Genomic DNA, 15,581 nt, shown 5'->3' with positions numbered 1-15,581 from the left:
CAAAGCGCAGGTGGGCGACGGCAGAACCGTCGCCCACTCGTTCACAGCCTCGGGTCCACCGGCTCCGACTCCAGCGCCAGCACCCCGAACACCGCCTCGTGGACCCGCCACAGCGGCTCGCCCTCGGCCAGCCGGTCCAGGGCCTCCAGACCGAGCGCGTACTCGCGGATCGCCAGGGACCGCTTGTGGTTGAGGAACCGCGAGCGCAGGCGGGCCAGGTTCTCCGGGCGCGTGTACTCCGGGCCGTAGATGATCCGCAGGTACTCGCGGCCGCGGCACTTGATGCCGGGCTGGACCAGGCGGCCCTGTGCGTCGCGGACGAGTGCGCCGACCGGCTTGACGACCATGCCCTCGCCGCCGCGGCCGGTCATCTCCAGCCACCAGTCGACACCGGCCCGGACGGACTCGGGGTCACCCGTGTCGACGTACAGCCGCCGGGTGGTCTGGAGCAGGCCGCTGCCGTCGTGCTCGACGAGCCGGTCGAGCAGGGTGAGCTGCTCGTCGTGCGGCAGCCCGGCGAGGCTGCGGCCCTGGACCGCGAGGATCTGGAACGGCGCCAGGCGGACGCCGTCCAGGCCGTTTGTGGTCCAGCAGTAGCGGCGGTACGCCTCGGTGAACGCGGCGGCGTCGGCGGACCGTTCCCGGGTGCGGGACAGCAGTGCGGTCACGTCGACGCCCCGTGCCGCCGCGCCCTCCAGCGCGGCCAGCGCGCCCGGGAGCACCGCGCCGGACGCGGCGCCCACGGCGGCGTACTGCGACCGCAGCAGCCCGGATGCCTTCAGCGACCAGGGCATCAGCTCGGCGTCCAGCAGCAGCCAGTCCGTCTCGAGGTGGTCCCAGAGGCCGGCGTCGCCGATCGCCGTGCGCACCCGGTCGAGGATCTCCTCGGTAAGGGCGTCGTCGTCGAGGAACGGGCGGCCGGTGCGGGTGTAGAGGGACCCGGTGGGGCCTCCCCCACTCTCGGCCGCGCTCGAGCGGGAGGTGCCCCCGACACCGAAGCGCTTGCGGGCCGTCTCCGCGTCCCGGCACACCAGGGCCACCGCACGCGAGCCCATGTGCTTCTCCTCGCACACGACCCGGGCGACACCGTCCGCCGCGTACTGCGCGAAGGCCTCGGCCGGGTGCTCCAGGTAGCCGTCGACGCGCGAAGTCGCCGTCGGGGCCATCGTCGGCGGCAGGTACGGCAGCAGCCGCGGGTCCACCGCGAAGCGGCTCATGACCTCCAGGGCAGCGGCCGCGTTCTCCTCGCGGATCGAGATCCGGCCCTGGTGCCGGGTCTCCACGACCCGGCGGCCGTGCACGTCCGCCAGGTCCAGCGGGCGGCCGTCCTGCCCGCCGGGTGCCTCGGAGCGCAGCGGCCTGGCCGGCTCGTACCAGACCCGCTCGGCGGACACGTCGACCAGCTCGCGCTCCGGCCAGCGCAGCGCGGTGAGCTTGCCGCCGAAGACGGCGCCGGTGTCCAGGCAGATGGTGTTGTTGAGCCAGGTGGCCTCCGGGACCGGGGTGTGGCCGTACACGACGGCCGCCCGGCCGCGGTACTCCTCCGCCCACGGGTAGCGCACCGGCAGGCCGAACTCGTCGGTCTCCCCGGTCGTGTCGCCGTACAGGGCGTGGCTGCGGACCCGGCCGGAGGTGCGGCCGTGGTACCGCTCGGGCAGCCCGGCGTGGCAGACGACCAGCCGGCCGCCGTCGAGGACGTAGTGGCTGACGAGGCCGTCGATGAACTGCCGTACCTCGGCGGCGAACTCCTCGCTCTGGCCCGCCATCTGCTCGATGGTCTCGGCGAGGCCGTGGGTCTGCTGGACCTTGCGGCCGCGCAGGTACCGGCCGTACTTGTTCTCGTGGTTGCCGGGCACGCACAGGGCGTTGCCCGACTTCACCATCGCCATGACGCGGCGCAGCACGCCCGGGCTGTCGGGGCCGCGGTCGACCAGGTCGCCGACGAAGACGGCGGTCCGGCCCTCCGGGTGGACCCCGTCCGTGTAGCCCAGCTTGTCGAGCAGCGACTCCAGTTCGGCGGAGCAGCCGTGGATGTCGCCGATGATGTCGAAGGGGCCGGTGAGGTGGGTCAGGTCGTTGAAGCGCTTCTCGGTGACGACGGTGGCCTGCTCGACGTCCTCCACGCCCCGCAGGACGTGCACCTTGCGGAAGCCCTCGCGCTCCAGCTGCCGCAGGGAGCGGCGGAGTTCGCGGATGTGGCGCTGGATGACCCGGCGGGGCATGTCCGCGCGGTCGGTGCGGGCCGCGTTGCGCTCGGCGCACACGTTCTCGGGCACGTCGAGCACGATGGCTATCGGCAGGACGTCGTACTGCCGGGCCAGGTCGATCAGCTGTCGGCGCGCGTCCGACTGCACGCTGGTCGCGTCCACGACCGTGCGGCGGCCTGCCGCGAGACGCTTGCCGGCGATGTAGTGCAGGACGTCGAAGGCGTCCTTGGTGGCGCTCTGGTCGTTCTCGTCGTCCGAGACGAGACCGCGGCAGAAGTCGGACGAGATGATCTCGGTCGGCTTGAAGTGCCTGCGGGCGAACGTGGACTTGCCGGAGCCGGAGGCGCCGACGAGGACCACCAGGGAGAGGTCGGTGACGGGCAGAACGCGCCCTTCGCGTACGTCGGTCATGCCGCCTTCGCCTCCTTCGGGGTGGTCAGTGTGAACACGGCCATCTGGGTGGGCGGCCCCACCTCCGGGTCGTCCGGGCCGACGGGTACGAACTCGGCGGCGTAGCCGTGCCGTTCGGCCACCGCCTCCGCCCAGGCCCGGAACTCCGAGCGGGTCCACTCGAAGCGGTGGTCGCCGTGCCGGACGTGGCCGGCCGGGAGGCTCTCCCAGCGCACGTTGTACTCGACGTTCGGGGTCGTCACGAGGACCGTCCGGGGCCGCGCTGCGCCGAACACGGCGTACTCCAGGGCGGGCAGCCGGGGCAGGTCGAGGTGCTCGATCACCTCGCTGAGCACGGCCGCGTCGTACCCCTTGAGCCGGTTGTCGGTGTAGGCGAGCGAGCCCTGGAGGAGCTTGACGCGCGCGGCCTGCCGCTCCCCCATGCGGTCCGGCTTCAGCCGCCGGGAGGCGATGGTGAGCGCACGCATCGACACGTCCAGTCCCACGATCTCCGTGAACGCCGGGTCCTTGAGCAGTTCCTGCACCAACTGGCCCTGGCCGCAGCCGAGATCGAGCACCCGGGCGGCCCCGGACGCCTTGAGGGCGGCGGTGATCGCCGCCCGGCGCTGCACGGCCAGCGGGGTCGGCCGCTCCTCCGTCTCGGTCTCCGCCTCGACCGCGTTGTCGATCTCCTCGACCTCGCTGTCGTCGGCCTCGGCCAGCCGCACCAGCTCCAGCCGTTCCGTGGCCTGCCGGGTCAGCGACCAGCGGCGCGAGAGGTAGCGGCTGGTGATGAGCTTCTGCTCCGGGTGGCCGGGCAGCCAGCCCTCACCGGCGCGCAGCAGCTTGTCGACCTCGTCGGAGGAGACCCAGTAGTGCTTGGCGTCGTCCAGGACCGGGAGCAGGACGTAGAGGTGGCGCAGGGCTTCGGCGAGGGTGCGGTCCGCGGACTCCAGTTCGAGCCGGACGTAGCGCGAGTCGCCCCACTGCGGGAACTCGGTGTCCAGCGGCACGGGCTCGGCCGTGACCGTCCAGCCCAGCGGTTCGAAGAGCCGCCGTACGAGCCCCGGGCCGCCGCGGGCGGGCAGCGCCGGCACCTCGATGCGCAACGGCCGGGGTACGCCGGGCAGTTCGGGCCTCGCGTTGCAGACGCCCTTCATCGCGCTGGAGAACACGCCGCTCAACGCCACGGCGAGGAGGGAGGAGGCGGCGTACGGGCGGTCGTTGACGTACTGCGCGAGTGCCGCGTCCGGGGCGCCGCCACGACCCTTGCCCTTGCCGCGCCGGACCAGGGCCACCGCGTCGACCTCCAGCAGCAGCGCCGCCGTGCAGCGCTCGGCGTCCGCCTCGGGGTAGAGGACGTGGGCCGTGCCGTAGGACGTGGAGAACGCCTGCGCCTTCTCGGGATGCTTGTGCAGCAGGAAGCCGAGTTCGGTGGCGGGGCGCTCCGGGGTACCGATGGTCGTGATGGTCAGGAACACGGTGGATCGACCTTTGATCAGTGGTCTGAACTGCGAGTACGCCTCACCGTACAGAGCCGGCACCGGCAGCACCCGGGAATTTTCCGCTAGCCTCGCGATCGACCGGGCGTTCGAGGGGGATTCAGGAAGAGCGCCCACGCACGCGGAGATGCGGAGGCCTCACGTGACAGACGCCGGGACCAGCGGGGGACAGATCGACACCGGCAAACCCCACTCGGCACGCATGTACGACTACTACCTCGGCGGGAAGGACAACTACCCGGTCGACGCGGAAGCCGCCGAGCAGGTGATATCCCTCTTCCCCGCCGCCAGGGAAATGGCGCTGACCAACCGGTTGTTCATGCACCGCGCCTCCCGGCTGCTGGCCGGGCGAGGGGTCCGGCAGTTCCTCGACATCGGCACCGGCATTCCGACCGAGCCGAACCTCCACCAGATCGTCCAGGGGATCGTGCCGCAGGCCCGGGTGGTGTACGCGGACAACGATCCGATCGTCCTCCGGCACGCCCAGGCGCTGCTGCACAGCGCGCCGGAGGGAAAGACCGCCTACGTCCACGGCGACGTGCGGGAACCGGGGAAGATCATCTCGGTGGCGCGGGAGACCCTCGACTTCACCCAGCCGGTCGCGCTGTCCCTCGTGGCCCTGCTGCACCTGGTGGGCGACGAGGACGAGCCCGGCCGGATCGTCCGCGAGCTGCTCGAACCCCTGCCGTCCGGAAGCTACTTGACGCTCTCCCACGCGACGGGCGACTTCGACCCGGAGACCTGGGAGCGGGTCGTCGAGGTCTACCGCAAGGGCGGGACGGCGGCGCAGGTGCGTACCCGCGACGAGTTCTCGGCGTTCTTCACGGGCCTTGAGCTGGTGGAGCCCGGGGTGGTGCTGGCCGGTCGGTGGCATCCCGAGCTCGGTGAACAGCGCGAGGGTGCCGGCGGGGGCGACAGCGGGGGCGACGAGATGCCCCTCTATGTGGGGGTGGGCCGCAAGCCGTGACGGACGGCTGTCCGGCGGACCGCGCTCCGCGCCGATCCGCCGGACGCTCATCCTGCGTACGGTGTTACGACAGCTGGGACTGCACCTGCGACGAGATCAGCTCCAGGTGGTCGAGGTCGTCCAGGTCGAGGACCTGGAGGTAGATGCGGCTCGCGCCGACCTCGGCGTAGCGGCCGATCTTGTCGACGACCTCGGCCGGGGAGCCGGCCAGGCCGTTGAGCTTCAGCTCGTCGACCTCGCGGCCGATCGCGGCAGCCCGGCGGGCGACCTCCTGGTCGTCCCGGCCGACGCACACGACGAGGGCGTTGGAGTAGGTCAGGTCGTCACCCTTGCGGCCGGCCTCCTCCGCGGCGGCGCGCACCCGGCCGAACTGGCGCTCGCTGTCCTCGACGGAGGCGAACGGCATGTTGAACTCGTCGGCGTACTTGGCGGCCAGCCGCGGGGTGCGGGTCGGGCCGTGGCCGCCGACGAGCACGGGGACCTTCTCCTGCGCGGGCTTGGGCAGCGCGGGAGAGTCCGTGAGGTCGTAGTAGGTGCCGTGGAAGTCGTAGGTCTTGCCGAGCTCCGTCGACCACAGGCCGGTGACGATCTCCAGCTGTTCCTCGAGGCGGGCGAACTTCTCCTGGGGGAACGGGATGCCGTAGGCCTTGTGCTCCTCCTCGAACCACCCCGCGCCGAGGCCGAGTTCGACCCGGCCGCCGGACATCTGGTCGACCTGCGCGACCTGGATGGCGAGCACGCCGGGAAGCCGGAAGGTGCCGGCGGTCATCAGGGTGCCGAGCCGGATGCGCTTGGTCTCGCGGGCGAGTCCGGCCAGGGTGATCCAGGCGTCGGTGGGGCCGGGCAGACCGTCCACGGAGCCCATGCGGAGGTAGTGGTCGGAACGGAAGAATGCGTCGAAGCCGAGCTCCTCCGTGGCCTTGGCCACGGTGAGCAGAGTGTCGTAGGTGGCCCCCTGCTGGGGCTCGGTGAAGATGCGAAGATCCATGGTTCCATCCTGCACGCCGGGGTGCGCGACGACGAGTTCGGACCCCCGTCCCGTCCGGTCCCCGGTCGGGTGAAATTACATCCATACCGCCGGTCCCGCGTGACCGGGCCAGTGACCGGCCTCGTTGGTGATCGTTGGCTCGGGCGGAGCCGGAGCCCCCGGCTTCCGCACCGGCCTCGAGCGCCGGGGCGTCACCCGCGTCGGCCTCCCCGGGGGCCAGGGGCCGAGGAGGCCGTCATGTCCGAAGAGACCGTGCCGCAGCAGGGCGGGACCGGGCAGCCGAAAGGGCTGTTGCAGCAGATGGAGGAGCTGATGGCGGCGTTGAACGCGGACCTGTCGGCGCTGGACGCGGATCTCCAGGCGGCGGGGGACGCCGACCGGAGGCCGGGCGAGGAGGAGCCGGTCGGCTGAGGTCCGCTCCGCGGGCGGGCCGGGGGTCGGCCTTCCGCAGCCGCGAGGGCCTGTCCGGCCAATCCCCGTCGTCCGCCCGGAGGGCGCGGGCGCCGCGGCGCGGGGCCCCTGCTCGAGCGTAGCCGAAGGCTTGGGAGAGCGCGCGACGCCAAACGCCGGAGCGGCCTCGATGCCGGTCCCCCGCTCGAGCGCAGCCGAGAACTCGGGAGCGGGCGCGTCAGGCGCCGTGGAGCAGGCGGGGTTGGTCGGACACCCCCTAGCCCGCCTCCCTCTCCGGTAACACCTGTTCCCGGTCCGCGAGTCTGCGGAGCATTTCCAGGACGCGGTCCCGGGACTCGTCCGCCGCGTCGATGGCCTCCATGCACTGCCAGTACGTGCCCTCGTCGTCCGCGGCGCAGGCGAGGCCCACGAGGGCGATGCCGACCTCGCCGAGGAGGCCGCCGAGGTACATCAGGGTGTGGCGGGCGTCGCCCAGCTCGGTGAGCTGGCCCGCCCGCAGCTCACCGGGGGCCAGTTCGGGCGGGTCCAGGACACCGCAGCCGCGGCCCGCGAGCTCCGTCAAACCCAGTGCCTCGCCGCGCAGTTCGGGCGGGCCGGCGACCGCGAGGCGACTGCCTATCGCCTGTGCCAGGGCCTGCGCCTGCCACACTTCGGCCAGGATCCCCGGCACGTCGCCGCCCGCGGCCAGGGATCGCCTGCTCGTCACGATGAGCCGCACCGCGTCCATGCGCTGCCCCCGTTTCTGTCCGACGCGCTCCGCGCGTCCGTCCGCCCGAACTCCCTTGTTCACTACCCAGAGTGAAGGGGTGTGAGACGAAAAGCCAGAGGAAGACGGAAATCTCGGGACAACAATTCGGATTCGGGCCGCGCATTAGTTACTCAGAGTACAAGTGGACTGGGCGACTCCTAGATCGGGAACCTCCGCTCGTTCCGGTCGATCTTCGCGTCCAGTGCCGCCAGCGGATCGATGCCGAGCACCTCGCACAGCTGGAGCAGATACGCGAGCACGTCGGCGACCTCGTCCGTGACCCGGTGGGCGGTGTCCGGGTCGTTCATGACGCGGGCCGACTCCTCGGGTGTCAACCACTGGAAGATCTCGACCAGTTCGGACGCCTCCACGCTGAGCGCGGCGGCCAGGTTCTTGGGGGTGTGGTACGGCTGCCAGTTCCGCGCGGCCGCGAACTCGGCCAGCCGGCGTTGCAGTTTCGCCACGTCGAGAGGTTCTGTCACGGCTCCAGGTGTACCACCGTGACGCCGTCCGTCCCGGCGGCCCATGACGCGTCGCTCACCGCGCCGACCAGCCGGATGTGGCCGCGCTCGCACATTCGGGCCGCGAGCCGCAGCAGTTCGCCCCGCTGACCGGGGTCGAGTCCCCGGTCGAGGCCGTCGGCGAGCACGGTGAGGGTCTGGAGGGCGGCGGGCACCTCACCGGCCGGGTCGACCTCCAGCACGCCGGGCCCGGTGAGCAGCACCAGTGCGAGCGCGACGTACCTCAACTCCCCGTCGCCCAGCCGGCCGAGCTCCGTCCGGATGCCGTCGCCCCGGTCGAGCGCCGCCCGCACCGTCCCGTCGGCCGACGGCTCGGCCGGCACGTCCGCCACCGGCCCGGCGCAGCCCGCGCGCACCGCCGCGACGAACTGCGTGTGCCGCCGTGCGCACTCGGCGCGGGTGCGCCACAGGACGTCGGCGAGGTTGCCGCAGCCGCCGAGCAGCCGCCCGGAACCGGCCGGTACGGGGCCGCGCATCCGGTCGGGGTCGGGGTCGCAGGCGAAGACGGAGCGCAGGGCGACCACCATCTGTTCGGCGGCGGCCAGCACCCTGCGCTGCCCGGGCGTCCGGCCGGCCACGCGCAGCGGCAGCAGGGCGGTGCCCAGCCGGTCGTCCGGCAGCGGGCCATGGGGCACCGGAGCCGGCCCCGCCGTGTGCCAGGCGGCCTGCACGGCGCGCTTGCCGGGGTCGCGCAGGGCGGTCTCCAGCAGGACCAGTCCGCCGGCCGTCAGCCGCTCGCCCACGACGCGCAACCGTGGTTCGGCCTGCACGGCGACATCGAGCCGGACCGGACCGGCGGGCCCGTCGGCCGTGCAGCCGATGCGGAAGCCGCGGCGGCGCTGCGCGTCGGGCCGGGCCCGCTCCGGGACACAGGCGACGGGGTCCGGGAACGCCTCGCCGAGCGCCGCGCCTCCCCCGAGCCGGGCGAGCGCCTCGTACGCGCGCAGCGCGCTGGACTTGCCGCAGCCGCTCGGACCGGCGAGGAGGGTGAGCGGCCCGAGCGGGAGTGCGGCGCGGCGGTGGCCGGCGAAGGCGGACAGCCGCAGCTCGGTGATGCGCGGCCGCTCGGGGCGCGCGGTGCCGCCCGCCGGAGGGCCGGGCTGCACGAGGGGGGACGGAGCGGAGGGCTGGGTCATATCCGGACCGTAGGACTCCACCCAGGGGACGAACCGTTCCGTCTCCCCGGGCTTCCTACGAACGGGCGACCCGGCCGGCGTGCTGCGACGGGACGATCCGGCCCGCAGGGCACGTCACGTCACACCCCGGGAACCCCGACCCCCTCCATCAGCCCCGTCACCTCGGTCCCCGCCGGCGTCAGCAGGAACACGTTGCGGTCGACCCGGTGCATCCCGCTGGCCAGGCCGAAGACGACGCCCGTGCTGAAGTCGAGGACGCGCTTGGCGACCTCCGTCTCCGCGCCGGTCAGGTCGAGCAGCACCGGCACGCCCGCCATCAGGGTTTCGGCGACGTCACGGGCGTCGGCGAAGACGTTCACCCGCAGCACGACGAAGCGGCGCCGCGTCTCCGTCTCGGCCTCGGGTATGGACCGGTGGCCGACGGAGGACGGCCAGGCATCCCGGCCCCGCAGCGGCACGACCTGGGCGAGCCCCTCCCACTGTTCGTCGGTGACATCGTGGCTGTTCACCGGCATGCTCCGTCCTGGCTCGCGCTGGCTGTCTCCATCGGCCAATTCTTGCGCACGGTCACCCGTTCGGCCCAACTGCGACACGCTCCGCCACGTCGATGCACCTCACAACGGCCGGAACGCGGCTGTGTGACGGGCGTAACTCCTGGTGATCAAGCAATGTGACACCTGCGTAACGGGGGATTTGTACCGTCGACGGCATGACCACGACGCCACGGCCGCAGCAAGAGACGGAGCAGGTGCGCACCGTCTGCTCGTACTGCGGTGTGGGCTGCGGCCTCGTGCTCGACGTCGGCATGGGGCCGGACGGGCGGCGCACGGTCCTGAAGGCATCCGGTGACAAGGCGCACCCGGCGAACGCGGGCCGGCTGTGCACCAAGGGCGCGACGACGGCCGACATGCTCGCCGCGCCCGGGCGGCTGACCACCGCGCTGGTCCGGGACGACCGGGGCGAGGAGCCGGTGCCCTCGCCCGTCGCCGACGCGATCGCCGAGACCGCCGCGCGGCTGCGGGCGATCGTCGACGCGCACGGGCCGGACGCGGTGGCCTTCTACGTGTCCGGGCAGATGAGCCTGGAGGCGCAGTACCTGGCGAACAAGCTGGCCAAGGGGTTCGTGCGGACGAACGCGATCGAGTCGAACTCGCGGCTGTGCATGGCGAGCGCGGGCACCGGCTACAAGCTGTCGCTGGGCGCGGACGGGCCGCCCGGCTCGTACGAGGACTTCGATCAGGCGGACGTCTTCCTCGTCATCGGCTCCAACATGGCCGACTGCCATCCGATCCTCTTCCTGCGGATGATGGAGCGGGTCAAGGCGGGCGCCAAGCTGATCGTCGTCGATCCACGGCGGACCGCGACCGCCGCCAAGGCCGATCTGTTCCTCCAGGTCAGGCCGGGGACCGACCTCGCGCTGCTGAACGGCCTGCTGCACCTGCTGCACGCGGACGGCCACACCGACCCGGAGTTCGTCGCGGCCCACACCGAGGGCTGGGAGGCCCTGCCCGGGTTCCTGGCCGACTACACCCCGGCGGCGGTCGCGGAGATCACCGGGCTCGCCGAGGACGACATCCGCCGGGCCGCCCGGCTGATCGGCGAGGCCGGCAAGCAGTGGATGAGCTGCTGGACCATGGGGCTGAACCAGTCCACGCACGGCACCTGGAACACCAACGCCCTGGTCAACCTGCATCTGGCGACGGGCGCGATCTGCCGTCCGGGCGCCGGGCCGTTCTCGCTCACCGGGCAGCCCAACGCCATGGGCGGGCGCGAGATGGGCTACATGGGCCCGGGGCTGCCGGGGCAGCGGTCGGTGCTCGTGGAGGACGAGCGGGCGTTCACCGAGGAGGTGTGGGAGCTGCCGCCGGGGACGCTGCGGGCCGACGGGGTAGGGCAGGGCACCGTCGAGATGTTCCGGAAGCTGGCCGACGGGGAGATCAAGGCCTGCTGGATCATCTGCACCAACCCCGTCGCCTCGGTCGCCAACCGCCGTACGGTCATCGAGGGCCTGGAGGCCGCCGAGTTCGTCGTCACGCAGGACGTGTTCGCGGACACCGAGACGAACGCGTACGCCGATGTCGTCCTGCCCGGCGCGATGTGGACCGAGGCGGAGGGCGTCTTCGTCAACAGCGAGCGCAGCCTCACGCTGACCCGGGCCGCCGCGGATCCGCCCGGGGAGGCGATGGCCGACTGGCGGATCATCGCCGAGGTCGCGTGCGCGATGGGGTACGAGAAGGGGTTCTCGTACGACAGCGCCGAGGAGGTCTTCGAGGAGATCCGGCGGTTCCACAACCCGAAGACGCAGTGGGACCTGCGCGGTGTCTCCTACGAGCGGCTGCGCCGGACGCCCGTGCAGTGGCCGGCCGCGCGGGAGGACGGCCCCGAGCGCAATCCCGTCCGGTACGTGGGTGAGGACGGGCTGCGTTTTCCGACGGCGAGCGGTCGTGCCGTCTTCTTCGCCCGGCCCCACCTGCCCGCCGCCGAGATGCCGGACGACGACTATCCGTTCGTGCTCAACACCGGGCGGGTGCAGCACCAGTGGCACACGCTCACCAAGACCGGGAAGGTCGCCAAGCTCAACAAGCTGAACGGCGGGCCCTTCGTGGAGCTCCATCCGCAGGACGCGGATGCGCTCGGGGTCGCGGAGGACGATCTGGTCGAGGTCGCCTCGCGGCGCGGGCGGGCCGTGCTGCCGGCGGTGGTGACGGACCGCGTGCGGCCGGGCTGCTGCTTCGCGCCCTTCCACTGGAACGACCTGTTCGGCGAGTACCTGAGCATCAACGCGGTGACGAGCGACGCGGTGGATCCGCTGTCGTTCCAGCCGGAGTTCAAGGTGTGCGCGGTGTCGCTGGCGAAGGTGGCGACGCCGTCGCGGGAGGCGTCCGCGCAACAGGCCGCGAGCGCCGTGGGCGAGGGACCGGCCGGGGCTCTGACGCCGACGGCGGTCACCCCCGCCGGCGCCGACCCCTTCGGCCTTCAGCCCTCCCCTCCCCCGGTCCTGTCCGCGCAGGAACGGCAGTACCTCACCGGCTTCCTCGCCGGGCTGGGCTCGGGCGCCCCCGGCGTTCCGGTGCTCCCGCCCGACGCGCCCTTCACTCCCGAGCACGCCCTGTGGGTCAACGGGGTCCTCGCCGGCATGTACTCGCGCTCGGCGCCGCCGGCCGCCCCCGCGAGGGAGCCGTCCGGCCGTGAGGTCGTGGTGCTGTGGGCCTCGCAGACGGGAAACGCCGAGGAGTTCGCCACCGCCACCGCCGAGCGGCTGACCGCGACCGGGCACCGTACGACCCTCGTCGGCATGGACGAGGCCGATGTCACCGCGCTCGCCCGCACGGCGGACCTGCTGTTCATCACCAGCACCTTCGGGGACGGCGACGCGCCCGACAACGGCACCGGCCTGTGGGACGCGCTCTCCGGCGACGGCGCCCCGCGGCTGGAGGGGGTGCGGTACGCCGTGCTGGCCTTCGGCGACTCCTCCTACGACGACTTCTGCGGGCACGGGCGCCGGCTGGACGCGCGGCTCGACGAGCTGGGCGGGGTGCGGCTGGCCCCGCGTACGGACTGCGAGCCGGACTTCGGGGACTCGGCGGGGGCCTGGCTCGACCACGTGCTCTCGGCGCTGGGCGGTCCGGCCTCCGCTCCGGCCGACTCCCCGGCCTCGCGACCGGAACCCAAGCCGGAACCCAAGCCGAAGCCCCGGCCGAAGCCCGCCGCCGCGGTCGTCCGGCTCGTCGGCAACCGGCTGCTCAGCCGGCCCGGCGCGGGCAAGGAGGTCCGGCGGTTCACCTTCGACACCAGCGGGACGGACCTGGCCTACGAGGCGGGGGACGCGCTCGGCGTGCGGCCGGTCAACGCGCCGGACCTCGTGGCGGAGTGGCTGGCGGTGACCGGGCTGGACGGCGGGACGGCCGTCGAGGTGGCCGGTGCCGGCGAGGTGCCGTTCGCCGAGGCGCTGGCCCGGCACCTCGACATCACGAGGATCACCCCGGACCTGCTGCGCTTCGTCGCCGAACGCGCCCGCGACAAGCACGAGTTGCGCAGGCTGCTGCGGCCCGACAACAAGGACGGGCTGGCGCAGTGGTGCTGGGGGCGTCAGTCCGTGGACGTGATCGCCGAGTACGCGGTGCGGGCGAGCGCCGGGGAGTGGGCCGGGGTGCTGCGCAAGCTCCAGCCACGGCTGTACTCCATATCGTCCAGCCCGCTGGTCGATCCGCAGCGGGTGTCCCTGACGGTGTCCGTGGTGCGCTACGAGAACCTGCGCGGGCGTCGGCGCGGCGGGGTGTGCTCGCCGTTCCTCGCCGACGCCGGGGCGGACACCGAGGTGCCGGTGTTCGTCCAGCGCTCACCGCACTTCCGGCCCCCGGCCGACGCGTCGACGCCGATGGTCATGGTCGGCCCGGGCACCGGCGTCGCGCCGTTCATCGGCTTCCTCCAGGAGCGGCGGGCCCTCGGGCACCGGGCCCCCAACTGGCTGTTCTTCGGCGAGCAGCACCGCGCGACGGACTTCTACTACGAGGACGAGCTGACAGCTCTGCTCGACGAGGGCACCCTCGCTCGTCTGGACACCGCCTTCTCCCGCGACCAGCGCAACAAGGTGTACGTACAGGACCGGATGCGCGAACACGGGCCGGAGCTGTGGCACTGGCTGCACGACGGCGCCCGCTTCTACGTCTGCGGTGACGCCTCCCGCATGGCCAAGGACGTGGACCGGGCCCTGCGGGACATCGCGGTGGCGCACGGCGGGCTGAGCGAGGCGGAGGCCGCCGCGTACGTGAAACAGCTCGCGGCGGACAAGCGGTACGTACGGGACGTGTACTGAGCGGGCGGCGCCTCCCCGGCGGTTCCTGAGCGCACGGCAGCTCCCCGGCGGTTCCTGAGCGCGCGGGGGCTCCTTACTCGCCTCACACCCGTCTCTTCACCGCCGTCCGGGCCCCGCTCACCTGCGGCGATTAGCGTCCTGCGGCGTGTACTCGGCAGAAACCACACGGGTGGTGCCCGGCCCGCGCACGCAGTCGGCCGCGGCCGGGCCGCCGCCCCCGGCCCAGTGGCACCGCGTCCTGACCCTGCTCGCCGACATCAGCCTGCTGATCGGCACCCGTGCCGTGTGGGCGACGGCGGCCGGTCACCGGCCGGCCGTGGCCGTGGTGATCTCGGCGTGCTACGCCTCGATCCTGGCGTGCGGGGTGCTGGCCCTGGTCGTGGGCCGGGAGCGGTCGCTGGCCCGGGTGGACCTGTGCGTGCTGGTGACGGGCGTGACGCTCGCCCTGTGCGCGTGGACCGTGCTGCACCACGGCTCCGACGAGGCGCTGCTCACCACCCAGGCGGCACGGGAAGTGGCCGCGGGGCACCCGGTGTACGGGCAGCCGTGGCCCTGGCTCTTCGGCCACGGGGCGGCCCTGACGCCGACGGTGACCGGGGGCTACGACCTCACCTACGGCTATCCGCCGCTGGCCCCGCTGCTGGCCGTGCCGCTGCTGTGGCTGGGCCACGGCGGTGCCCCGGCGACGGCGGTGAGCACGGGCGCGCTGGTCGCCGGCACGGTCGTGCTGTGGCGGATGCTGCCGGCGCCGTGGCGGTCGGCGGCGACCATGGTGTGCCTGGGCTTCGGGATGCTGCCGTCGTACGCGCGGCTCGGCTACCCGGCGATCGTGGCCCTGGCCCTGCTGGTGCCGGTGGTGGTGCGCTGGCCGCGCATCGGGGCGGGCGGGCGGCTCGGGGCGGCGGGGCTGGCACGTGCCGCGTGCCTGGGGGCGGCGTGCGCGGCACAGCAACTCCCCTGGTTCCTGGCGCCGTTCCTGCTGGCCGGGATCTACGCCGTGCGGCGCGGCGAGCTGGGCGGCCGGGCCGCGGCACTGGTGGTGCTGCGGGTCGCCGGGGCCGCGGCGACCGTGTGGCTCCTGGTCAACACCTACTTCGTCGTCAGCGAGCCGGGCCCCTGGCTGACGGGGATCGCCCTGCCGCTGACGCAGGGCGCGGTGCTGCACGGGCAGGGCGTGGTGGACGTCTCGCTGTACCTGACCGACGGCAGTGACCGCCTCGACTGGTACTCCTCCGCGAGCCTGCTGCTGCTCGCCGGCCTGCTCGTGCTGTTCGTGCTGTTCGTCCGGCGGCTGGGTCCGGCCGCGACCGTCCTGCCCTGGTGCGCCTTCTACCTGGCGACCCGCTCACAGGACGGCTACTACCTGCTGATGACGCCGCTGTGGCTGGCGGCGGCCGTCACCGCTCCCGCGTCGGCGTTCGCCGGGGCGTGGCAGCCCCGTGCGCGCCTGTTGTCCGGGCCGGTGCGCCGCCCGGCCCGGGTCGCCCTGACGGTGCTGCTGCTCCTGCCCGCGCTGGGCGGCGCCGCCGTGGCGGCCACGGGTGCACCGCCCCTGCGTATGCGGGTCGTCGCGGCCCGCCACCCCACCCCCGCCACCGTCTCCCGCCTCACCCTCCAGGTCACCAACACGGACGATACGGCCCTCGCCCCGCACTTCACCCTGACGACGGGCCAGGGCATGGACCCGTACTGGCGGATCGTCCGTGGTCCGCGCACCCTGCCCGCGCACGCCACCGCCCGCTATGAACTCCGGCCGGCCAAGGGCTTGTTCATCGTGCCCCGGCCGGATGCCCGGATCCGGTTGCGCGCGTTCACGGCGTCGCCGCAGACCCTGTCGAGCACGGACGTGCAGCAGGCGGTGCGCCGGACGGGCTGACACCGCTGCGCGGGGGGCG

11 protein-coding genes are annotated in these 15,581 nt (G+C 73.1%); 4 read left to right on the top strand and 7 right to left on the bottom strand.

Annotated elements, in window-relative coordinates:
• Positions 1-41: 41 nt before the first annotated feature.
• Together QC385_RS12370 and QC385_RS12365 are read right to left on the bottom strand one after the other, a co-directional pair.
• Positions 42-2,618 (bottom strand): polynucleotide kinase-phosphatase, encoded by a 2,577-nt coding sequence (locus QC385_RS12370; RefSeq protein ID WP_279541341.1) that lies wholly within the window; start codon positions 2,616-2,618, stop codon positions 42-44.
• Positions 2,615-4,078, bottom strand: a complete 1,464-nt coding sequence (locus QC385_RS12365) for a 3' terminal RNA ribose 2'-O-methyltransferase Hen1 (protein ID WP_279541340.1) — start codon at positions 4,076-4,078, stop codon at positions 2,615-2,617. Before QC385_RS12365 ends, QC385_RS12370 begins: the two co-directional genes overlap by 4 nt.
• A gap of 163 nt (positions 4,079-4,241) precedes the next feature.
• On the opposite strand from QC385_RS12365, the gene QC385_RS12360 reads away from it, so the two are divergent.
• Positions 4,242-5,066, top strand: coding sequence for an SAM-dependent methyltransferase (locus tag QC385_RS12360; protein ID WP_279541339.1), 825 nt, complete (start codon positions 4,242-4,244; stop codon positions 5,064-5,066).
• A 64-nt stretch (positions 5,067-5,130) separates the two neighbouring features.
• Here QC385_RS12360 and QC385_RS12355 read toward each other — a convergent pair whose 3' ends face one another.
• A complete protein-coding gene (locus QC385_RS12355; RefSeq protein ID WP_279541338.1) occupies positions 5,131-6,054 on the bottom strand; it encodes an LLM class F420-dependent oxidoreductase in 924 nt (307 codons plus the stop codon).
• A 237-nt stretch (positions 6,055-6,291) separates the two neighbouring features.
• Here QC385_RS12355 and QC385_RS12350 point away from each other — a divergent pair, with 237 nt between their 5' ends.
• On the top strand, positions 6,292-6,465 hold the full coding sequence (locus tag QC385_RS12350; RefSeq protein WP_167409526.1) for a hypothetical protein: 174 nt from the start codon (positions 6,292-6,294) through the stop codon (positions 6,463-6,465).
• A 256-nt stretch (positions 6,466-6,721) separates the two neighbouring features.
• Here the strand turns inward: QC385_RS12350 and QC385_RS12345 are convergent, their stop codons facing one another.
• The 4 genes from QC385_RS12345 to QC385_RS12330 all read right to left on the bottom strand — a co-directional run bounded on the left by QC385_RS12345 (position 6,722) and on the right by QC385_RS12330 (position 9,385).
• Positions 6,722-7,192, bottom strand: coding sequence for a DUF6099 family protein (locus QC385_RS12345; RefSeq protein ID WP_059417896.1), 471 nt, complete (start codon positions 7,190-7,192; stop codon positions 6,722-6,724).
• Positions 7,193-7,371: 179 nt separating this feature from the next.
• Positions 7,372-7,695, bottom strand: a complete 324-nt coding sequence (locus tag QC385_RS12340) for a nucleotide pyrophosphohydrolase (protein WP_150483515.1) — start codon at positions 7,693-7,695, stop codon at positions 7,372-7,374.
• Positions 7,692-8,870 carry an AAA family ATPase gene (locus QC385_RS12335; RefSeq protein WP_279541337.1) on the bottom strand — a complete coding sequence of 393 codons (1,179 nt, stop codon included), beginning with the start codon at positions 8,868-8,870 and terminating at the stop codon, positions 7,692-7,694. The genes QC385_RS12340 and QC385_RS12335 overlap by 4 nt, the downstream gene beginning before the upstream one ends.
• Positions 8,871-8,989: 119 nt before the next feature.
• Entirely contained in the window at positions 8,990-9,385 is a 396-nt protein-coding gene (locus QC385_RS12330) for a cell division protein SepF (protein ID WP_279541336.1), read from the bottom strand.
• 194 nt (positions 9,386-9,579) lie between these two features.
• Between QC385_RS12330 and QC385_RS12325 the strand changes: the two genes are divergently transcribed.
• Both QC385_RS12325 and QC385_RS12320 read left to right on the top strand, forming a co-directional pair.
• A complete protein-coding gene (locus tag QC385_RS12325) occupies positions 9,580-13,686 on the top strand; it encodes a bifunctional nitrate reductase/sulfite reductase flavoprotein subunit alpha (protein WP_279541335.1) in 4,107 nt (1,368 codons plus the stop codon).
• Between the two features lie 169 nt (positions 13,687-13,855).
• Positions 13,856-15,562 carry a hypothetical protein gene (locus QC385_RS12320; protein ID WP_279541641.1) on the top strand — a complete coding sequence of 569 codons (1,707 nt, stop codon included), beginning with the start codon at positions 13,856-13,858 and terminating at the stop codon, positions 15,560-15,562.
• Positions 15,563-15,581 lie beyond the last annotated feature (19 nt).

The organism is Streptomyces sp. DH10 (genome assembly GCF_029813805.1).
Classification (GTDB): domain Bacteria; phylum Actinomycetota; class Actinomycetes; order Streptomycetales; family Streptomycetaceae; genus Streptomyces; species Streptomyces coeruleofuscus.
This window is presented reverse-complemented; position numbering and strand designations above follow the sequence as displayed.